The 22,669-nt window shown below is 42.8% G+C and carries 16 protein-coding genes; 11 read left to right on the top strand and 5 right to left on the bottom strand.

The annotated features are described in order from the left end of the window. Positions 1 to 24 precede the first annotated feature (24 nt). The 11 genes from G327_RS0111240 to G327_RS0111190 all read left to right on the top strand — a co-directional run bounded on the left by G327_RS0111240 (position 25) and on the right by G327_RS0111190 (position 16,875). Complete coding sequence (locus G327_RS0111240) at positions 25 to 1,335, top strand: hypothetical protein (RefSeq protein WP_019614878.1); 1,311 nt, start codon at positions 25 to 27, stop codon at positions 1,333 to 1,335. 183 nt (positions 1,336 to 1,518) lie between these two features. After that, positions 1,519 to 2,550 (top strand): response regulator, encoded by a 1,032-nt coding sequence (locus tag G327_RS0111235; RefSeq protein WP_019614877.1) that lies wholly within the window; start codon positions 1,519 to 1,521, stop codon positions 2,548 to 2,550. 36 nt (positions 2,551 to 2,586) lie between these two features. Beyond that, positions 2,587 to 6,225 (top strand): hybrid sensor histidine kinase/response regulator, encoded by a 3,639-nt coding sequence (locus tag G327_RS0111230; protein WP_019614876.1) that lies wholly within the window; start codon positions 2,587 to 2,589, stop codon positions 6,223 to 6,225. Positions 6,226 to 6,675: 450 nt separating this feature from the next. Then, on the top strand, positions 6,676 to 9,393 hold the full coding sequence (locus tag G327_RS24520; protein ID WP_019614875.1) for a glycoside hydrolase family 3 protein: 2,718 nt from the start codon (positions 6,676 to 6,678) through the stop codon (positions 9,391 to 9,393). Positions 9,394 to 9,828: 435 nt separating this feature from the next. Further along, positions 9,829 to 10,200, top strand: a complete 372-nt coding sequence (locus G327_RS0111220; protein ID WP_019614874.1) for a GntR family transcriptional regulator — start codon at positions 9,829 to 9,831, stop codon at positions 10,198 to 10,200. Then, positions 10,197 to 11,051, top strand: a complete 855-nt coding sequence (locus tag G327_RS0111215; protein WP_019614873.1) for an ABC transporter ATP-binding protein — start codon at positions 10,197 to 10,199, stop codon at positions 11,049 to 11,051. The genes G327_RS0111220 and G327_RS0111215 overlap by 4 nt, the downstream gene beginning before the upstream one ends. After that, complete coding sequence (locus G327_RS0111210; protein ID WP_019614872.1) at positions 11,051 to 11,863, top strand: hypothetical protein; 813 nt, start codon at positions 11,051 to 11,053, stop codon at positions 11,861 to 11,863. The genes G327_RS0111215 and G327_RS0111210 overlap by 1 nt, the downstream gene beginning before the upstream one ends. A gap of 588 nt (positions 11,864 to 12,451) precedes the next feature. Then, positions 12,452 to 13,957 (top strand): bifunctional metallophosphatase/5'-nucleotidase, encoded by a 1,506-nt coding sequence (locus G327_RS0111205; RefSeq protein WP_019614871.1) that lies wholly within the window; start codon positions 12,452 to 12,454, stop codon positions 13,955 to 13,957. Then, entirely contained in the window at positions 13,954 to 15,612 is a 1,659-nt protein-coding gene (locus tag G327_RS26040) for a diguanylate cyclase (RefSeq protein ID WP_019614870.1), read from the top strand. Before G327_RS0111205 ends, G327_RS26040 begins: the two co-directional genes overlap by 4 nt. A 225-nt stretch (positions 15,613 to 15,837) precedes the next feature. Further along, positions 15,838 to 16,176: a substrate-binding periplasmic protein gene (locus tag G327_RS0111195; RefSeq protein ID WP_019614869.1), complete on the top strand. Its 339-nt coding sequence runs from the start codon at positions 15,838 to 15,840 to the stop codon at positions 16,174 to 16,176. A gap of 309 nt (positions 16,177 to 16,485) precedes the next feature. Beyond that, the gene (locus G327_RS0111190; protein WP_019614868.1) at positions 16,486 to 16,875 is read left to right on the top strand and encodes a type 2 periplasmic-binding domain-containing protein; all 390 of its coding nucleotides are present in this window, start codon (positions 16,486 to 16,488) and stop codon (positions 16,873 to 16,875) included. Between the two features lie 16 nt (positions 16,876 to 16,891). Here G327_RS0111190 and G327_RS0111185 read toward each other — a convergent pair whose 3' ends face one another. The 5 genes from G327_RS0111185 to G327_RS0111165 all read right to left on the bottom strand — a co-directional run bounded on the left by G327_RS0111185 (position 16,892) and on the right by G327_RS0111165 (position 22,141). Beyond that, positions 16,892 to 17,836 carry a ParB/Srx family N-terminal domain-containing protein gene (locus G327_RS0111185; RefSeq protein WP_019614867.1) on the bottom strand — a complete coding sequence of 315 codons (945 nt, stop codon included), beginning with the start codon at positions 17,834 to 17,836 and terminating at the stop codon, positions 16,892 to 16,894. Positions 17,837 to 18,039: 203 nt separating this feature from the next. Then, the gene (locus tag G327_RS0111180; protein WP_019614866.1) at positions 18,040 to 18,672 is read right to left on the bottom strand and encodes a PEP-CTERM sorting domain-containing protein; all 633 of its coding nucleotides are present in this window, start codon (positions 18,670 to 18,672) and stop codon (positions 18,040 to 18,042) included. A 359-nt stretch (positions 18,673 to 19,031) separates the two neighbouring features. Beyond that, complete coding sequence (gene radA / locus G327_RS0111175) at positions 19,032 to 20,444, bottom strand: DNA repair protein RadA (RefSeq protein WP_019614865.1); 1,413 nt, start codon at positions 20,442 to 20,444, stop codon at positions 19,032 to 19,034. 29 nt (positions 20,445 to 20,473) lie between these two features. Next, positions 20,474 to 21,139, bottom strand: a complete 666-nt coding sequence (locus tag G327_RS0111170) for a regulatory protein RecX (RefSeq protein WP_033298221.1) — start codon at positions 21,137 to 21,139, stop codon at positions 20,474 to 20,476. A 177-nt stretch (positions 21,140 to 21,316) separates the two neighbouring features. Further along, positions 21,317 to 22,141, bottom strand: coding sequence for a TIGR01459 family HAD-type hydrolase (locus G327_RS0111165; RefSeq protein ID WP_019614863.1), 825 nt, complete (start codon positions 22,139 to 22,141; stop codon positions 21,317 to 21,319). Between the last annotated feature and the right edge of the window lie 528 nt (positions 22,142 to 22,669).

Raw genomic sequence — 22,669 nt, 5'->3', positions numbered from 1 at the left:
GTATATTTGTTTTTAGGTGGTTTTATGTCGGTTCTTTCTCCAAATAGTGTTTTTACTTCTCTTCAGCAGCATGGCCCTTTTGCCGTTACTGACGACCCGCTGCATGCCGGTTGTTTTTCTGTGCAGACCCGGCAATGGATAAAAGACCTGCACAAGGATCCTAATAATATTACTAAGTACCGCGCGCTGCGCCGTCAGATATTTGAGTTTTTAGGTGTGGATTGTATTAGTCAGATTCAATCCCTGATTGTTGATAAAGCTCTGCGCCGGCAGCGTAGTGATCGAGCGCTGCGGCTGTTAGGTAATATGTTCGGCATTGACGGTAATTTGAATGAGATAAGCAGCCGTGTTGATGAATATGCGCGCACTGCAGATGCGGTTATCCATTCAATTACCGATAAAATTCTTTCCCCCTATGCTTCACATGTTGAAGCTACTAATGAAATAGAAGTTACCAATAATCCCGTTGAACTGTTATTGATTATGTTTAACGATGATTATCATAAAAAAGCACGCTTTGAAGCACGCCGTAAACTGATTTTAATGACTCTGGCCGGCAGTATCGATCAGCGCGAACGTGAAACGGATATTGAAAATAAGTTTTCGACTTTTTTGGAGTTTTTAAACGGTTATGTGTGGAGTCCGAATCTAAAAATAGGCGAGCTGGATCCGGTTTACCTGCACTCAACCCACAGTGAACAGGACTACCGCTGTACTGCTGTAAGCGTATTAACGCCTAAGCAGGCTAAATTAGTGCAGCCTGCAAGGGACAACAAGTTAACTCTGCTTAAACGTCGTAGTTTTAATGTCGGCATCAGAAAAACACCTATTTATGTCTCTATAAGAAAGAAACCGCCGGAAGCGAAAGTATTAAAACTGTTAAGAAAAAATCAGAAAAACCCGGCTGTTGCCGTGGATGATGAATTAGGACTGATGGCGGTACTGGATTCGGTGAGTGATGTTAAAGCTTTTCAGAAGCATCTAACCCGCAGTGCTTCTAAAGCTGACTCACTGATGGTGCTGGAAGATATTTCGGACACTTTAGTTGAGCATACCGTGTATCGCGGACGGGCAGTCGGCTCGAGTGAGAAAACCGCGATGATGAAGTTTTTTGCACGTTTAGGCGGTATGCGTGTGGAGTTTATTATTCACACCAATCAGACCTGGTTAAACTATATGTATCAGCAGGATGTTGCGCATAATGAGTATGAAGTAAAACGCCTTTTTGATACCGGGGTTATCGAGCTGCTTTTCCCGATGGATATTTTCCATCTTAAACACCTTAATACCCGAAATGAGATGGTGCAGTTTTTCCGTAAACAGATTGAATCTTAATATTATAACAAGGCAGGGGACTCGCCTCCCGCGCCTTAGCCGCCCAGCCTCAAACAGACAATAGATTAACTTTATATAATCCCAGTCTCACATATTCATATTAAAGTTATGCTTTGTTGCAACTTCATTTATAATACTGTTAATGCTTTACTTCCAATACATTAAACTGAAATTGAGGGACCAATGACAGATCTAAGTGAACAAAAACCTGTAATTTTAGTTGTTGATGATATTCCTGAGAATATTCATGTTTTATCCGGTATTTTAGCGGATGAATTCACCGTTAAAGCGGCTAAAACAGGGCAGAAGGCTCTTAAAATTGCTAATTCAACGCCCAAACCAGATCTAATCTTATTAGATATTATGATGCCGGAGATGGACGGTTACGAGGTTTGTCAGGCGTTAAAATCCAGCCCTGTTACGGCAGGTATTCCGGTTGTTTTTGTTACCGCAAAAGCACAGGAAGTGGATGAGCAGAAAGGCTTTGAGCTTGGCGCCGTTGACTACATCACTAAGCCGGTAAGCCCGGCAATTGTAAAAGCCCGTGTGCGTACACAAATTGCATTATATGATCAGAATAAAGCGCTTGCCGTACAGGTTAGAGATCGTACCCGGCAGCTTGAAGAAAGCCGTTTTGAAATTATCCGCAAACTGGGGCGCGCCGCTGAATATAAAGATAACGAAACCGGCATGCATGTCGTGCGCATGAGTCATTACGCAAAAGTACTGGCTGAGCAGTTAGATGTCAGCAGAGACTGGGTGGATTTGCTATTTAATGCGGCTCCTATGCATGATATCGGCAAGATAGGTATTCCAGACTATATCCTTGGTAAACCGGGTAAACTTGATGCCGATGAATGGCACATTATGCAGCAGCACGCTCAGTTCGGGGCAAATATTCTCGATGATAATGAATCAGAAATTCTACAGCTGGCTCAGGAAATAGCGCTGTGCCATCATGAAAAATGGGACGGCAGCGGTTACCCTAACGGCCTTGCGGGGGAAGAAATACCACTGTCTGCCCGTATCGTTGCCATAGCAGATGTTTTTGATGCACTTACCAGTACGCGCCCCTATAAAGAAGCCTGGCCCGTTGAAAAAGCGGTTTGTCTAATCGAAGAGCTGGCCGGAGTGCATTTTGATCCTGTGCTTGTGCCGTTATTTATCAGTCAGCTGGACAATATTCTAACAATAAAAGCATCATTTACGGACTAGCCGGACAGTACTTACACGCAAAACAATGAGGTCATAATGCCGCAGCTTTCAGGGAATAGAAGCGAGTCATATGTTAGTGATTCGAAAAAGATTTTAATCGGTTTCTGCATTGCGATGCTGATGTTGATCACGGCGGGAACTGCAGGCTGGAACAGTTTAAATAACCGCTTTTCTGCCGTTGACAGTTATGCTCTCAGCAGTCAGCTGGTTATGGCGCTGGACCGCGCTCGTTTATATCAGCTGACCTATAGCCGTGATAACAGTGGCGAGTCGGCTGCTGCCGCCAAAAAAGAAACTGCATTAGCGCTCTCTTTAGCGATGCAGTTTTCCTTAGAGCAGGACAACAGCGGGGCGGCAGAGCAGGCGCTAAAAAATTACCAAACTGGTGCTGAACAATATTATCAGCTTAAGCAGCAGAGTCTGCAGATTAGAAAAACCATGGCTGAGACCTCGGCTTCTGCCTTAGTGCATGCACAGACGATTCAAAAAGGGCAGCAGCGGCGTCTCGACTCTGATACCCTTAAAATTGAACTGCACAAAGAGTTAATGATGGCAGTTAGCGCCAATAGTGGACAAGTTCAGAAACTGGTTTCACTTACTGCTAACGCGCAAAGTAATGCCAAAGATTTCCAGCTGACGCAGCTGCCGAAAACCTATAACCAGACTATCCGCGAGCTCAATTCAATTTCGACACTGCTTAAACAGCTCGATAACTCAATTAAGGATGCGCACAGCCGTTCACTGCTGCACAGCATCAATCAGGCTAAAAACCGTTTCCATGTTAGTTTTACGCAGCTGCGCGGGCAGACAAATCCACGTCTGCAGCAGTCAATTACTGCTCAGCTGACCCGCGCCGGCAAAGATTTTTCTGCTGCTTCTCTGTCATTAAGGGATAGTGAGCATATTTTGCTCAACAAAGTCCAGTCAGATCTGTCTCAGGTTCAGATGCTCTCGGCAGATCGTATGCTTACCTCTAAAGCTTTGTTTAAGCTGGAAAGCAGTATTAATGATGCAGGTCTGTTAGATAGAGATTTTGTTTTAGCCAATACCCCGCAGATGCGCACCTTTTATGCGCAGCAGGTCGCGCTGCGTCTTGGTGAGGCTCTGCAGGAGGGCAGACTGCTGTATAACAAGTTAACTGCAGAGAATGACAAGAAGGCTTTTATGCAGCTTGAATCTAGAGTTCAGGCCTACCTAGACAGCTTTGAGCAGTTAGTCGCAGTGAACCTGTTATCCGATAAGGTAACGCAGCAGATGCACTCATCTGTCTCCCAGGCCGATAAAGCCATATCAGCAGTCCGTGACAAGAAGTTGAGCGATTTTCAGTCATCAAGCAGCTTGTCCGGTTACCTCGCATTCGGCGGCATATTCTTTATTCTTACCGTGATTCTGCTGGTTGTGCTGACCAGTAAATCCCATAGCGCACTGCAGAAATTTGCGGATAAGTTAGCTGATGCCCGTGATGAGGCTGATGCTGCAAATCTAGCCAAATCAGATTTCCTGGCTAATATGAGCCATGAAATACGAACGCCGATGAATGCCATTATCGGCATGAGTTATCTGGCACTGAAAACGGATTTAAATAAAGCGCAGCGCAATTATATAAACAAAGTTAAGCTGTCTGCTGACTCCCTGCTGGGGCTGATTAATGACATTCTTGACTTCTCAAAAATTGAGGCCGGTAAACTTGATATTGAAAACATCGATTTTCACCTTGAAACTGTGCTCGACAATATCACCAGCCTAGTTGGACTACGGGCGTCAGAAAGAGGCTTAGAACTGCTGATTCATATTGATGAAAATGTACCTTCAGCACTGATCGGCGATCCGCTGAGACTTAGCCAGATTCTGGTAAATTTAAGCAACAATGCGGTGAAGTTTACCGAAAAGGGGGAGATTAAAATTCATATCTCTGTCGCCGCACAACGCCAGGATCAGATCACCCTGCAGTTTGAAGTGTCCGACAGCGGTATCGGTATGACACAGGAGCAGGCCGATAAGTTGTTTAATAAATTTACCCAGGCAGACAGTTCTACCACTCGTAAATACGGCGGCACAGGCTTAGGTCTAGCAATAAGTAAAAATCTCTGTTCACTAATGGGAGGAGAAATCACGGTCAGCAGCGAAATTAATAAAGGATCTGTGTTTGCCTTTACCGCGCAGCTGCAGTGCAGCACTGTGCTTAAGCAGGAGCCGGTTGTTATTCCACCTGCATTAAACGAACTGAAAGTGCTGGTGGTTGATGATAACTCCAGTGCGAGGCTGATTGTGACAGAAATTCTGCAGTCGCTGAAATTTGAAGCGCTGGCTGTTAACAGTGCCGATGATGCACTCTCTGCAATGCAGCAGGCTGATCAGTCTGACAGCCCCTTTGATCTGCTTATTGTTGACTGGAAGATGCCGGGCAAAGATGGAGTGGATCTGGTTGAGTCTATTGAGCAGACACGACCGGCAGCTAAACGGCCTAATATTATAATGTTAACAGCTTATGGCCGTGAAGATCTCGCGGATGCGCTGAGCTGGAGAAAACTGCAGGTCAAAACCATTTTAGATAAACCGGTAACCTCTTCTCATCTGTTTGATGCGGTTATCAATACTTACGGTCTGGAGAGCGGGCGTATCAGCCGCGATGATCTCAGTCAGCACAGTCTGCAGGAAAGTACCGCAAAACTTGCCGGTGCACATATTCTGCTGGTAGAAGACAACGATATTAATCAGGAACTTGCGAAAGAGTTATTAGAAAGCCAGCAGATTTATGTGAGCATAGCTGAAAACGGTCTTGAGGCCGTTAAAATATATGGAGAGTATACTTTTGACGGCATATTAATGGACTGTCAGATGCCGCTGATGGATGGTTATGAAGCGACCGAGCATATTCGCCGTAAACTGGGTGATACAAAGATCCCGATTATTGCCATGACGGCTAATGTAATGGAAAAAGATCGGGAAAAAGCGCTTGTTTCGGGTATGAACGATCTTATTGCTAAACCTATCGATGTTCCCTGTATGTTTAAAACACTAGCGCAGTGGGTGGTACCGGCGAATCCTGAAATACGCCGCGTAAACTCTGAAGCACAGCCCTCGGAAAATTTACCAGTTATAGGCGCAGTAGATACAAAAGCCGGACTCAATACTGCTAACGGTAATGTGCAGCTGTACCTCAAACTACTGAAACGTTTCAGTGAAACTTATTTAGATCAGACACAAGTAAAAAGTAGTCTGGCAGGTTCCGGGCAGAACAGGGGGCGTTATATTCATACTCTTAAAGGAGTTTCCGGCACCATAGGTGCTAAATCACTGCATAAGCTTTGTGAAGAGCTGGAGTTAAATGAGACAACAATGAATATTAAGCAGTTGTCTGAACACACTGTTTTTATACAGGCACAATTAGCGGCTATAACAACTGCGCTGAATGAGTTTTTTGTACAAAATTGCGAACAGCAGACGTTGAAGCAGGATCATCAGGTAGAGCATGCTGTTGATACTGCTATGCTGAATGATTTAATCACTAAAATTGAACATGATGATACGCAGGCATTAAGTATAGTGAACAGCTTGTCTAATGCTGGGCTAATTGGTTTGACAGAAGATGAATTTACTCAGTTAGAAACAGCACTGGAAGACTTTGATTTTGATGAGGCGCTATTGTTAATAAAACCAAATGTTATCAATTAGTTACATTGAAAGCTTCTGCTGTTGAGAAAATATAAGGTTCTATTTTTTCAGCAGCAGAAATCCTGGCATCTTTTTTGTAGATCCTGTCTAAACCCGTTATATTTTCACCTTCACGCCTAGAACTTGATCATCTTACTACTTGCCGGTTTTTGCATCTAGAATGATAACGGCCATATATATGGTTATTAATTCCTCTGCTGTTAAGTTTTTACGATTGCATGAATATCCCTACCTTTCTTTACACATTGTTACTAACTGCTGACGCTTTGTTTCTTTAGTGTTACAAACTGTTGCTTTTAGGATCTCTTTTAGTGCTCACTGTCACAGATGAAACCGGTTACATTGGTTATTATATATCCATGCCCAAGCTGTGTTTTTATATTAATTTGCTGTGGGTATAAGTAATTTAAATTCATAACTCATTAATATAAATAATATTAGGATGTACTGATGCACTTTAAAAAGACTATGCTTTCATGTGTTATTGCCATTTCTTTGGCTGGATGTAGTTCCGAGTCTGTAAAACCTGTCATACCTGAATCAACTTTACCGTATTTTGCTGACTGGCCGGTTATTAACAGCGTTATCACTGAAGATGCAGACATTGAATCTAAGGTACAGAGCATACTGGCACAGATGACACTGGAAGAAAAAGTCGGACAGATGGTTCAGCCGGATCTGCGTGAAGTAACACCGCAGGAAGCTAAACAATACAAACTTGGTTCACTGCTTAACGGCGGCGGCGGCTGGCCGAATGAAGATAAGTATGCAACGGCGGAAGACTGGGCAAAAGAATCCGATAAATACTGGCTGGCTTTAAAAGAGGCATTTGCTGATCGTGGTTTTGATATTCCCTTTATCTGGGCGACTGATGCTGTACACGGTCATAATAATGTTTTTAAAGCAACGGTATTTCCACACAATATTGGTTTAGGTGCAGCTGATAACCCCGACTTGATTGAGCAGATAGGTAAAGCAACGGCAAGCGAAATAGTTGCCACGGGACTGGACTGGACATTTGCACCAACGGTCGCTTCTCCACGTGATTACCGATGGGGCCGTGTTTATGAAGGTTACTCTGAAGATCCTGAAATTATTCATGAATACGCGGGACGTATGGTAACGGGTTTGCAAGGTGGGATAAACGGCATTAAAACGGAAAATCATGTTATTTCCAATGTAAAACACTGGGTTGGTGACGGCGGTACACTGGACGGGGTGGATCGTGGTGAAACTCATTATACAGAAGAATATCTGCGCAATATCCATGCCACAGGTTATTTCTCAGGTTTAGATGCCGGTGCGCAGGTTGTGATGACTTCATTTAACTCCTGGCATGATGAGGCTAACTATGATCAAAATGGAACTGGTGATTACAATTACAAAATCCACGGCAGTAAGTATCTGTTAAATGACGTGTTAAAAGAAAAAATGGGTTTTGATGGTATTATCGTCACAGACTGGAATGGTCATACTGAGATAAACGGTTGTACAGGTGGTGATTGTCCAGAAGCGGTTAATGCCGGTAATGATGTATTTATGGTGACGGCGCGTGCTGACTGGCAGGCTTTTTATCATAATGTCATTGCGCAGGTTAACGAAGGAATTATACCCATGGAGCGTATTGATGATGCTGTAACCCGTATATTACGTGTAAAAATGCGTGCCAATTTATGGGAGAAACCGCAGCCGACCTTACGTGCCAATGCTGGTGATGTGGATTTACTGGGAGCCCCAGAACATCGAGCGATTGCAAGAGAAGCCGTTAGTCAGTCTCTGGTGCTGCTGAAAAATGATAATAATATTCTGCCTCTGCAAAAAGGACAAAAATACTTGGTCACAGGCAGTGCCGCTAATGATATTCAGAAACAGACCGGCGGCTGGACATTAACCTGGCAGGGGACTGAAAACGAAATAGAGAAAGACTTTCCCGGCGCACAAACCCTGATTATGGCACTGCAGGAGGAGCTTGGTGAAGAAAACGTTATTACCGATATCAATCAGGCAACGGCAGATACCATAGCGATTGTGGTGATGGGAGAAGATCCTTATGCAGAGATGATGGGGGATATTAAAGCAACCCAGACACTCGAATATGCAAGCATAAAATCGCATTATGGTGAAGATCTGGATACCATTAATACGCTTAAAGAGGGCGGATTAAAAGTGGTTTCAGTCTTTTACTCCGGGCGTCCGTTATATGTGAATGAAGAGATTAATCAGTCTGATGCCTTTGTTGCCGCCTGGCTGCCGGGGACTGAAGCCGGTGGTATTACCGATGTCTTATTTAATAAAAACGGCCGAGATTTCACTGGACGTCTTTCATACTCATGGCCGAAACTAAAATGCTCTACCAGCATTAACCGTCATGCACCAAATATTGAAGATTATCAGACACCGCAAACAGAGCAGGATATTGCTGGAGAGCATCAGCCGTTGTTCCCTTACGGCTACGGTTTATCCTATGGTGAAAACAGTGCAGAAGGTGCTTCAGAAGCAGATCTCAATAATTTACCTCTGGATCCGCGTGACTACGGCTGCGGGCAGGATGAGCCGAGTACGGGCGTCGCAACAGATCCCCTGGAAGTTTTCGGTGCCCAGGGTAACGGTCAATTTACCGGTCGATTGGCAGGGGACACAACTGGCTGGGCGCCGGTTGAAATTTCTAACGGCAGTGAAACAAGTATCGATACATTGATTACCAACCCGATCAATTATGAGCATCAGCAGGATGCATTAAATGTAAACTTTGTCGGTGAACGGGCGAGTCAGATTTATTTCCAGACGAATGATCAGAAAGGTACAGATCAGATGCCTTACCTGAATGCTGAATCGACGCTGCAGTTTGATATTGATATGAAAACTCAGGCGCCGGAAGAGCTGAAGCTGGCAATGCATTGCGGCTGGCCGTGTTTAGGTGAAGTTGATATTGCTAATGTATTACCAGAGCCTCTAGAGGATCCTAGCGCGGCAAACTGGCGGACGATTAAAATTCCGCTGGCGTGTTTTGCACAAGAGGGAATGGAATTCAGCATGTTGGATACCGCATTATTACTGCACTCTGACTCAACATCCGCGATTGAGTTTAACTTAGGTAAAATTCGATTTGTGCCTAAATCAGTTGATGAAGCTTTAGATGCAGTATCGTGTGATGATCTAAAACTTTAGCAGTGACTTAAACAGCGCTAATCTGAGCTACTGCAATGTATCCCTGACTGGTTTTAGATACAAAATTGAAAATGTTAATTTAACCAAAGACCAGTTTTTTCTTGAAAATGTACAAATGCAGCTGTGTTGAACAGCTGCGTTTGTCCATGTTGACAGCTTATTTATGAACCTGATAATTCCAGCCTAACTCCTTCATTTTGTTATCCTTTATTTAAAGTAAAATGCCCAAATGCCCAAATGCCCAAATGCCCAAATGCCCAAATGCCCAAATGACCATAAAATAGAGAAATAATCTTTACGATACTCTTTATTTGCAAGCATGCTTTTAATCGCTCATTCCATTATCTAGCTCCTTAAACTGTCTGTAAAACTTGCATCTAGCGGCTCTCAGAGTTATGGTGTTATACATAGGCATAACACCATAACAGGGTCCGTATGAGCGACTGGAATGATAAACAACCCATATTTCATCAGATAAAAGAGTTGATTGAAGAGCAGATCCTGCTTGGAGTGTGGCAGGAGGGCTGTGCATTACCTTCGGTAAGAGCCGTTGCAGCAGATATGAAAATTAATCACCAGACTGTTATGAAGGCTTATCAGCTCCTGGTTGATAAAAACTTAATTGAGAAAAAACGCGGTCAGGGCATGTTTGTTTTACCCGGTGCTGCTGAAAAATTGAAAATGGAACAAAAACAGCTGTTTTTAACCCGGGATATTGTAAACATTGCACAGATGCTTAAACGTATTGATATGCCTGTGCAGGATTTTATTGAAGAGTTAGAAAAACAAATTGAGGAAAACAGATGAGCACATTAGTCAGCGCTGCACATATCACTAAAAAGTACCAGTCGACCACGGCGGTTAAAGATGTTTCGTTTGAACTGCAGGCAGGGCAGGTGCTGGGCCTGTTAGGTCATAATGGGGCGGGGAAATCCTCGCTGATCGGAGCGCTTCTGGGATCACTGAGTCATCAGGGTGAAATCCGGGTCTGCGGCTTAAACCCGGTCAGTCAGCGTGCTCAGTTAATGTCTAATCTGGCCTATATTTCGGATGTGAATGTATTACCAGAGTGGATGACAGTTGCACAGATTTTACGTTACACCAGCGGTGTGCACCCGAGTTTTGATATCAGTAAAGCTAAACAGCTGCTGAGCAGTACGCAGATAGCATTGTCTAAAAAAATAAGTGCTTTATCTAAGGGCATGAAGGTACAGCTGCACCTGTCTATCATCATTGCCACTGATACTAAGGTATTAATTCTCGATGAACCGACTTTAGGTTTAGATCTTATTTATCGTGATACTTTTTATCGTCATCTTATCGAATGGTTTCATGATGGTGAACGCGCTCTGATTATCGCCAGTCATGAAGTAAATGAAATTGAACACCTGCTTACCGATGTACTAATGCTCAAGCAGGGAAAGGTTGTGCTGCAGGGCGATATGGATTCGCTGCATGCGCAGTATTTCATTGTTGATGCTTTGCATCAGCATCAGGAAGTCATTAAGCAGATGTCGCCTATTTCTTCTCAAGCCGGTCTCGGCAGTACTAAATGGCTGCTTAAAAGTCAGTACCGCTCACAGGCAGAAGGCCTGGGTGAAATTATAAATCCAAATCTTCAGGAAATATTTATTGCACTTCAAAAGGAGGGCGTCTAATGCATCCTAGTTTTTTTATGCTTGAAAAAGAGCTGCTTGAACATAAAATTGTGACACGTTTACCGCTGTTTTTACTGGTTTTCGGGTTATTGATATTGGGCTCGATAGTACTAAATACTGACTCTATTAGTAATATGTCACTGCAGTTTAATTATCAGGGGAATGATGCGCCTGACTTTGCGCAGGGACTTAGCAGGGTCATAGCTTTTGGTGCTGGTGCTGTTTCTCTGTTGTTATCAATAATGTATCTGGCTAAAACATTCCGTAAAGAACGTCAGGAGGGCAGTCTGATGTTCTGGCGCAGTATGCCGGTATCTGATCTGCAGACCCATGTCGTTAAACTGGGTTTTGCATTGATTTTAATTCCGCTGATCTGTTCGCTTCTGGTACTAAGTGCGGAGCTGTTACTGTGGTTTATTTCATTAACTAATGGTCAGGATTTAATTAGTCTGCTGGGAGAAGTTTCATTTTTCGGGGTATTACTTAGCTGGTTAATGTTTATGGCAAAAATGATTCTGGTCAGCTTAGCGCTGCTGCCGCTGGCTTGTCTGCTTCTGGCTGTTTCGCAGGTCAGCAATTCCCCGTTGCTGGTGGTTGTAGTGGGAGCTTATACGCTTAAGCTAGTTAGTACCTATGTTTTTACATTTACAAGTCTGGCCGATTTCATCCGTGACATCAGCTCAATGCCGATGGCGCTGCTGACGGCACAGCAGCCTTTAATGGTGTTTGTGCAGGTTGGCTGGTTATCCTGCTTAGGTGCTTACCTGCTTGGCAGCCTGTGTTTAATAGTTAGCCTGTTATTAAGAAAATAGGGGGAGCTATACCCATGATACCTCAAGGTGCTTTATCAGGACTCAGCTCGAAGACCAGAATAAGGCACAGCATGAGGGTAATGGTGATCCCTTATTGAATGCTGTAACGCGATACTGGTTTTTGAGCTGATCCCCCGCAGGGCAAGCCAAATAACACTCATCTGCGTCGTTATAAAGTCTCAATGTAGAACAACTATACTTCAATTTTATGCCTGGCATCTAAGTACAATTTGGCTTGCTGATTTTGCATCTTGAAGTAACATGGGTATATATATCCGTTCACTATTTTCGCGCTAGTGAAAATCCTATCCGGCGCATAAAGCGCCGGATAGGGAACAGACGCTGTTTTCTGATCCCCCTCCGACCGACTCTAATGGCTGTATTTCAGACAGTGGCAATCTCCTTAATTAGCCGTTTCATGACTATACTGATCCTATTAAGTGATCTTCTACTTGTATTCAAATGATAAATGATTAATCAAATGGTCATTTTTGTTCAACAGGGTATGCTGTTTGTCTTTAATTCTGTTCATTTTGCAGACTAATAAACACAGGGTAAGCAGCTCAGGCAATAACGGCGTCAACGATCATGCTCAAAATTATTTTTCTAATTATCGCTTTGCTGTGCATAAATAATGCTTATGCGGCTGCTGAAAAAGCTAATCTGATATTTACTGCCGGGCTCACTGAAATAGAGAGCCGCGATAAAGGCGGTTACGCGGAGTTAGCATCGCTATTAGAAATTCATAGAGCAAAGCCGATTCCAACTTTTTTTGTTTTTGGCGGTAACAGCCTTTTTCCAAGTATCTTATCCTCCTTTGACCACGGCACTCATATTATTGATCTGCTGAACAGCATAGAGCCTGACGTAATGGCTGCCAGCAATGGAGATTTCGCTTTTTCTGAAGATGAGTTGTCACTGCGTACCTATGAGGCTGCTTTTCCTATTGTGCAGAGTAATACTGCACAAATATCTACACAGCAGAACCTTGATGGAGTACTGGATTCAGTAATGATTCAGCAGGGTAAATATAAACTGGGTTTTATATCGCTAATGGATGAGGAGGTACTTGAAACCTATAACCTAACACGCAGCAGTGTAAAAGATCCGAATTTTATAATTGCCGCCAAGGCGAAAAAATTACGCGCTCTGGGAGCAGATCTTATTATCATGCATTATCGAGGCACTGAGCTTAACTGCGTTGATTATTTAAAAAATGGTACGGTAGATCTGGTGTTACGAAATGATAGTGAAACCGGTCTGTTGACTGCTGAAAAGGTGCAGGAGCATCCTAAACAGGTATTTTTGCCTGAAACTTCTCAGGCGGCAGTTATTGAACTGAGCTGGCATACAAAACAAGTGCAGACACTAACGGTGCAGTGGCAGGCAGAGAAACTTTTGTCGTACCCTAAAAACTCTATTGTGCAGCGTCAGATAGACAATTACAGCAGCCGTTTAAATTTACTGCTGGATGAAATAATCGGCGTCACCAGTACAGATATAGATACGTCGTCGCTAAGTTTACGAACAACCGAAAATGCCTTAGGTAATTTAGTAACCGATTTAATGAAAAAGCACAGCGGGGCTGATATTGCACTGCTTAACGGCGGCGCAGTTCGAGGCAACAGTTTTTATCCTAAAAACACTCAAATTAGTAGAAGAGATATTGTTAAAATGCTTCCTTACCGTGATACCGTGGTTTTATTAGAAGTGACAGGAATGCAGTTAATAGCGGTATTAGAAAATGGTTTTTCACAAATAAAAAATGCCAAAGGCCGCTTCCCACAGATCTCGGGTATGAAAGTTGTTTACAATTCTCAAGCAGCAGCTGGTGACCGCGTTGTTTCTGTGGAGATTAGTGACAGCCCGCTGCTGCCGTTAAAGCGCTATAAGCTGGCGACTTCATCTTACCTTGCCAATGGCGGTGATGGTTATCAGCGGTTTAAACATAATGTACCGCTTACCTATAATCAGCAGATGTCAAAACTGCTGTCAGATATACTGATTAACGAACTACGTTTAACAAACAGTATTTCGCCTAAAATAGAATCTAGAATGTTAGATATTGCTAAACAACCTGCGGGTCAGCCATGAACAGCAGAAAAAAAATACCCCAGCAGCTTTCACACTCGTCCCGCGGGCGTCGATGCTCTCTTGCTGCTGTTATCAGCACCGCATTTATAAGCATTGTTTTTTTATTTATAAGCGCGATGACTTTATCACATTACCGCCTGGGTAGTTTTCAGTCTATTTTAGTACAGATCACGGAAGACTCTTTTCCAGAGATCACTTACTCCAGGAACCTGCACAACCAGATAAATGAGCTGCTGCATTTAAGCAGCCGTCTGGCTTTTTCCGGTAATGATGTAACGCTGCGGATTGTAAAACAAAGCATTGAAAATAAAGTGCAGAGTATTCAAAAGCAGATAAATGAACAGGATAGTAATGTTTATTTGAGCACTCAACTGAATGTAATCAGTAGTGAATTTTTTAGTTTACAGCAGCTGGTGCAGCATAAATTAACTATACAGGAGCAGATAATAGAAGCTCAAAGCAGCATGTATACACTTCATGAAAAAATGTTCAGTTTATCACCGCAAGTAAATAGAAATTCAGCCGGTACAATCTGGACGTCTGCGTATTCAGAGATGATAACCTTAGCCAGTAAAACATTAATAAAGCTCAGACTACAGGAAGTAAGGCAGGTTTTTCGTCAGGCTGAAAATAAAATAGCATTACTCGAAAAAGATATTCTTTTGCTGCCGCTGTCCAGCCGGACAAGCGCTGAATCTTTAACTGACCAGCTGCGTCAGCTGATGTTTGCCGAAAACGGCCTGCTGCAGTTGAAAATTATGCAGCTTCGTATTAACGGGCGTGTTATTGGACGGGAGCATTTTTTGAAAAATCTGCTTGATGATTTTTCCCGCGTAGCCGAATTTAAGTCTTATCAGATTAATGAGACCGTAGTTGCCGATACAAATGCGATAATTGAGGCGACGGACGCTGAAACAAAACTAATGAATGTCGTTTCGTTATTTGTTTTATTTGTTCTTTTTTCTGTTATTTATTTCATTAAAAGGCGTTTTGTTGAACGTGTTGTTTTACTTAACAGGCAGGTTATTGCGCGGCTTAAAGGTGATAAGATCGAATTCGATGTCAGCGGTAACGACGAAATTTCCGATATGGCGAAAGCATTTAATATCTTTGCCGCCGAAATCGAAGAGCAGAAGCAGATATTACGGGATCTCTCTTTAACTGACGGACTAACGGGCTTGTATAACCGGCGTGCTTTAGATCAGAGGCTGGAGCAGGAATTACAGACTGCTGCGAGAAACCAAGGACCTCTGGCGGTGTTGATAATGGATATTGACTATTTTAAAAGGTACAACGATATTTACGGCCATTTAGCTGGAGATGATTGTCTGAAACAGGTAAGCGCCGCACTATTGCACAGTAAAAGGCGCTCTACTGATTTTATTGCCCGCTACGGCGGTGAAGAATTTCTGTTTATTTTACCTAATACGACACCTGATGGGGCGCAGAAAATGGCGGCGGAGGTGCTTGCTAAAGTTAACGCTTTAAACATAACGCATGAGGGAAACAGCGCTGCTGCGCACGTTACCATGAGCATTGGTATTGCCGGCGGCTGTTATCAGGAAAACTTAAACAGTGCGGAGCTGCTTGAGAAAGCAGATAAAGCCTTATATAAGGCTAAAAAAAGCGGTAAGAATTGTATTTACTCCCATTAAAGCAAAGCAGTAACTTTTTATCAAAGGTAAAACGGGCAGTTCCCCTTAGTGTTTGTATCTTTTTCTTTCCCGTTTTTTTAGTCTGTTTTCAGGTGACGAATACGTTTTATATGGAAATAACGGCCGTTTTAATGTGGTAAAAACACAGCCGTATATCCATACTTGTGCACAGATATCGGCGTTTTACCGCTGACGGCTTATATTATTGGTACATAGGGAGGTTATATGAAAAATATTTTCATTACCTTCATATTGATTGTGCTGGCGCTAGGTCAGAGAGTATATGCCGAAAAGCAGGAATCGTTACTGATCGTTAGATCCGCCAGGAGTAATCCTCCGCAAGAAATCATAACTTCCGACAATAAGATGACCGGGCTTCATATTGATATTATTTACACGATAGCGGGTATATTAAAAATAAAGATTGAATTTATCAGTGTGCCCTGGAAAAGAGCGATACGTATGATGAAAAATGGTGAGGCGGATGCGATTACCTATACCCGTTACCAATCAAAATGCATTTATCAGTCGCGAGCTCGGACACTAAGGCAAGGCGCAACATGATGACAATGGCTAGTCCTTATCGAATGTTGTAACGCAGTATTGGTTTTCGAGCTCGCGACCCACGGGGCAAGCCGTTAGGCAAACATATTCGTTGTTGCGAAGTCTCGATTTAACCCGTTAGATCTTCACCTTCACGCCTAGAACCTGTTTACCTCACGACTTGCTGATTTTTGCATCTTGAATGATAACGGGTATATATCGGAAAAACAGCACAACGCGAAGAGTTTGCTATTTTTGATAATAGGAATATTTTGAGCGTAGTAAATAACGGATTTTTTGTTTTAAAAAGTGCAAAGCACAGGTTTCAGTATGACGGCGATCTGCACCAGATTCAGGATAGGGGGAATAAGCGGTTACAGCTATGGGGAATATTTTGATCGGGCAGACTGGCTGCAGAAAGATGAAGGCGCTAAAGATGAGGTAATATTGTTAAAGAGGCTGCTGTCCGGTCGATTTGATATCGGAATAGGTCATATCGACAGGATCCGTTACTTTGCGCATAGACAGGGAATAGCAAATAAAATTGCTTATCTGAAACCTTATCAACCGGGTATTTCGCAGTATATTGCATTTTCAAAAGCTCGTGCCGGAGAAGCGCTGGCACAGCGCTTTGCTGAAGCTCTGAGTGATTTTAAGAAAACGCCTGAATACTTGATTTTATTAAAGAAATACGGCATCGAATATGATCCGTCGCAGTAATAAGCTCTGCGTATAACTATTTTGTGTTTAATGCCGTTTTATAAACCAGCATATAGTTTAATTTACTCTTTCTGCTGCTTAATTTATCAAATGCTTTGTGATTAAATTTCTCAAGCAGGCCCATCTGCTGCACAGATCTGCCGGAGCCGGATAAATTTGTATCATTAAGGGATAATAAGGTGGCACTGCTGTCCTTAACCGCTTTCAGATAACCCTGCATGGACAACAAGTCATAACTGCTTAAGTTAATATTACTGCGTAAACTCTGCCCCCAGTAAAACTCTAAAAACGGGATAGGATGTTTAGGTTTTTCCCATGCTGTGTCGCGGGTGAAATACATCATCGAACGATAGACATCATCGGAGAAGTTTATTAAACCTAATGACTGCGGCAGTTCAGAAAAATCTAGCGGTTTGTTTTCGCTGTCAAATAACCAGATATTTTTATCTGTTTTCATCGCCTGCCAGAAACTATCCATCGAGTTAAGGTTTCGATAATCATTTTTAATCAGCACATGTAGTGCAAAATTTTGACCGCCTCCGGGCATATGCCAGAAAGTATTTAAGGTGTGATGCCCGTCTGTTAAATACAAATGATTATCCGGTGCGATCACAACGGTTTTCATTTCGTCTATACGGCTGCCGACAGGTTTTCTGCATTTAAAAGAGCCGGGCAGATCCGCCTGTGAATTGATATTGAACTGTTTAATTCCTTTTTGACCGTTTGTTTCACAAATTTCATCGAGCTGTTTTTTAAGATCCTGCTCAAAGCGGCCTAGTTTATAGTATATCTGATCAAAGCCGACGGAAGGCTGGGTAGGTAATAAGTCTTTTAATTTAACCTCAAAGACCTGTCCTTTTACGGCATTATTTAAGTCCAGTGCCGATAATGATGGTGAAAGAAGCAGGGCTGCCGCAGCCAAAATTTTGTAAGCAGATTTAAGAGTCGTGTTCGCTAACATGTTTTAAGCTCTTTATGAAAATTGAAGTGAGTATAATAGCGTATTTTTGCGGCACTATTATGACTGCTTATTTCATGATTTTTTGTTTTTGACTGGCAAAGGGGATTTTTAAATAATCAATGCGGGCGTGACATATCGGACATTTTAATAAACAGCTAGAAGGCGGACAAAAAAAGTGGGAGCGAACTCCCACATGGCAGTGATTAAGTTCTTCTGCGTCTTGTTAAAGCAAAGCCTAATAAACCTAAGGCTAAAAGTGCAGCCGCCGCAGGCTCTGGTACTTCACCGTCACGAAGAGTACCTGTAATGGTGAGTTTGCTGTAGTCAAATACCACAGGCTCACCACTGTCATTAGAATTGAGATTGAATCTAAATGAGCCGTTGCCGTCAAGCAAAGCTATCAGTGAAGCGCCGGTCAGCGCGTAACTTAAAATACCATAACCATTAGAGCCTTGTTCAGGGATCTGCGCGCCGCTTGCAAACAGTGCTCCGTCTAAATACAGTCTATCGTTTTGGCTTTGTACACCACCGACACCAACTTCCCATGTTGCTGAGGCAATGCTGCTGAAAACTGAATAGCTGTGGTTAAAAGTCGGATTACCTAACCAAGTGCCATACGGTCCGGTCGCATAGTCAGTATGCTGAGCGCCGTCAGTGGCTGCAAGTTCTGCTGGAGACCTGTTGTCAAAAGAACCAGTAAATGAGGTTGCTCCGCAGACAATCGCGCCGCCTAAACAATCAACGTCACCCACCATATCTGTGATAACAATTGCCTGGCTGTTACTAATAGCAAATGACAATGCTAAACCTGCTGCTATATGTAGTTTCTTGTTCATCAGTTAAACTCCTACTTATGCATAAGCACTGCAACCTGCAATGCTAATCTGTTAACTGAAGCAAACATCAGGCCATTAGCATTAAGTTGTTTAAAATCAATTCATTAAAGTTGATTGAAGGATGTTTTTAATGTGGGGTATATTTATAAGTAGTACAACTGTAAATTTTTATAATAGTTATGCAGTGTGATTTCAGCAGGTTAAGCACTATTTTATATTTAATCGCTTATAAATCAGTTCATTATGTTTTTATGGCTTTGTAAAATATTTCGACAAAAGAATGGACCTACAGGTTATACCCTTTAAATTCAATGGCCTGAGAATTAAAGGCGCCGTGCATGGCGCCTTGTGGAGATTTCTTAATTCAACGCTTCAATTAAATCCTTAACGTTTTTAAGCGGGATAACAGACTGATCCGCTTTAACAAACTGCTGCATCGATTTATGATAAGCCACCGCTGGAATATAGATTTGTTTTTTACCATGGCTTAATGCTTCGCGCACACGCGGCACAATCTGCGGTATCTGACGTAATTCGCCGGTCAGAGCCAGTTCGCCGATAAACACTGAATCTTCCGGCAGCGGTCTGGAGTTAATGGAGCTGAGCAAGGCTGCCGTTACCGCCATATCTGTCGATGTTTCTGAATCGGCCATTTTCAGGCCGCCGACCAGACTGATATTGATATCGTAATAGGTGGGAATGCCGCCGTGCTTTTTCAGTACTGCGGTAATAAGAGATAAACGGCTGTAGGAAACACCGATACAGTTGCGGATAGATTTTTCGCCTTCTACCTCGGTCGCTAATGCCTGAATCTCAATCAGCAGGTTGCGCGCGCCGTCTTTGATCACCGAGATCGCGGAGCCTTCAAAATGTTCTTCACTGCCGGAAAGGAAAAGGCGGCTCGGGTTATCAACCGAGTGCATTCCCTTTTCGGTCATTTGAAAAATGCCCACCTGCTCCGTATCGCCGAAACGGTTTTTATCAGCACGTAAAATACGCACCGAAGCATCATTCACTTCAATATGAATAGCCGTATCAATAATATGTTTTAAGGTCTGAGGGCCGGCCATCTGCGAGTTTTTATTCACCTGACCAACTAGAATCAGGGTAATACCGTGCTGCTTACATAATCTGTTTAAGATTTTGGCACAGGTTTTTACTTGTGTTACGCCGCCGGCAGAGCCGTCCACAGCATTTGATTCAAACGCCTGGATTGAATCGGCAATTAGAAACTTGACGTTATTTTCGACGCACTGATCAACAATATCTTCAACACTATCGGTATCTGATAATAAAAAGTTATCTTCATTAAAGTTGAGCTTTAAGCGTTCAATGCCGCGTTTCGCCCACTGGCTGAGACTTTCTTCGGCGGTCACATAGAGGGTAGACATAGACTGCGACATGACTTCGGCCACTTTGGTGAGCAGGGTGGTTTTGCCTGAGCCCGGGTCGCCGCTGATAAGTACCACTGAACCCAGCGTGATACCGCCGCCTAACACACGGTCCAGTTCAGACAATCCGGTTGTTACACGAGCTGCATTCTCAACCTGCACGCCGGAAATCCGCTGTACGCCGCTGCTCAATACACCAGCATAGCCACCTGCTTTAGCACGGTTTACAGCAGCATTTACCGATTTTGTTGTCGTTGATGCTTCTCTAAATTCTGTGACGGTATTCCATGATTTACATTCGGCACATTGACCCTGCCATTTTTTATAATCTGCACCACATTCACTGCATACATATGCGATTTTTGTTTTTACCTTGGCCATTACTTTATCCTGCTGCTTGTCTATATTATTTACTGGTCAGATTCATGCATCTGTTTATTAAATTCTTTAACTGCATCCTGGGCATCACTGAATGTATAACCTCTCGATAACAAAAATCGCATCGCTTTATCGTGCTGTTTTCGTTCTACAATTTCAGTCTTAAATTTACGAAACAGGAGCTGGGCCGCTTCGTTGATATCAACACGCTCTTCTTCTGGATAAGCTTCATTATGTATTTCAATAGCGCTGAATATATCATTAAAATCGTGGCCTTTACCCTGCAGAAAAGCCATTGCTTTTTGTTTTAGGTGTTGATTAGCAAGACGCTTGTTATATTTGCCTGACAATAGTGTTACTGCACCGTTTACATAATCATATACACTGCTTTCAAAGGTGTTCGCCAGATCACCTGCGTCGATGCCTTTACGCTGCAGATCTCGTTTAATCCGGTTAATACCAAAACCTTTATTTTGTGCACTGCGGATAAAATTTTCTACAAAACGATTGTCATTTAAATAATTATTTTCAAGACATTCGTTTATCACCGTTTCGATCCATTGCTGATTATCGGTTTTACGGGCGATTTTTTCGCGTAACTCTTTTTCACTATGGTCACGGCGGCCTAAATGCCAGAAGGCTGATCTGCGTACGCTGTCAATATCTTCAGCTGGTTTTATCGGTTTATTAAATGACATGATTTTTTGGTTACTGTTTAAATACACAGTTGAATTGTAACCTGATAGTATTTTAAAGCAATGTTTGAGCCGTTTTAATCTGGCAGTTCGGGGAAGTGAAGTAAAACGATTAATGGAAGAAGTCTAACTGCAGGGGATAAAAGCGGTGATCACCGACCATCGCTTTTAGTGTTCAATTTAAACTTTAAACCAGTTTATATAAAAGCTGGGATTAACCGCATATTTAGCGCTTAAATCATTAATACTCTGCTGATCAGTGATCTCTTGTGCATGAATGCCGCTAGTAATAAACAGGCTTGATATTCCTGCATTATCCGCACCGGCCATATCGTGTTCCATGCTGTCACCTACGGCTATCGCGTTCTCCCATCCGCCGACTAGTTCTCTGCACATTGCGTAGATATCCGGCTGCGGTTTACCGTGCCAGTGTACGATACCGCCCATATCCTGATAGGCTTTGGCAATGGAGCCCGGACACATTTTTAATGAGCCCTCAGGCGTCATTGCAACAAGGTCTGGATTACTGACCACTAACTCAAGATTACGTGCGCGGGCGGCTTTAAGATCATCCATATAGTCGGCAACACCGGGACGGCTGATCCCATAACAAAGCACAAATGATGCATCTTCAACAGGTGTACTGGTTAAGCCGCACTCTTCAAGTACAGTTGTGCTTTCTTCCCAGGTGAAAAACAGAGGCTTTGTCCCGAGATGCTTAAATTTTCCGGAGTTAAAATTATGGCGCATATGATCCCCGGATGTTAATACGTCGATATATAAGTCCCGACGAATTCCAGAGTCCTGTAAACGGGCGTAAGAAAAGTGGTGGGTATTGCCGCTGTTAGACAAAATCACCACTTTTTTATTATGCTTTTGTAGAAATTCCAGTGTTTCAACCGCTTGTTCAAAAGCGTCGCCGCCGTTATGCAGCACGCCCCATTGATCCAGAATAAAGGTATCAAAACTATCGATGATGTTCTTAAGACCGTTAATTATTTTCACTTATTGTTTTCTCCGGCGGCACTGTTAACTGGTACCTGTCTTTTTTTAATGATTTAGAAAAGAGTCATCATATACCATTGCGGATTAGATGGTAAATAGCTGCTGTGCTTTAAAAAAGTATCCTATCAGACAACTGAATATGAATTTTTTGTATGATTTTTTAGAATAAATTGACTTAAGATCTGCGGGTATGATTTAATCAAAATACAGATCCAGAGAGAGGGATTGTGCTTATATCATATGAAACACGAATTATCCCGCAGTATTTTGCCGTTTCTCTATTGGACGTTTAAAGAAACCGTATGTCGTCTGGTTAATACCCGGCGCATCGTAAAATAGGAACTGTTGCTACTGAAAATTTTCTGTCAGTCACTAAGCCGCTTGGAAATACCATAATAGGTATTTCCAAGCGGCTTAGTTATTTCATCGACAGTAAATACACACCAGTTGAGTTTGTGATCATTTCTCTTTCTACTGAAATGGGTCAAAGGATTAGCACACGAAGCATTAAGCAGAACACATGCAGAC

Source organism: Psychromonas ossibalaenae ATCC BAA-1528, assembly GCF_000381745.1.
Classification (GTDB): Bacteria; Pseudomonadota; Gammaproteobacteria; order Enterobacterales; family Psychromonadaceae; genus Psychromonas; species Psychromonas ossibalaenae.
This window is presented reverse-complemented; position numbering and strand designations above follow the sequence as displayed.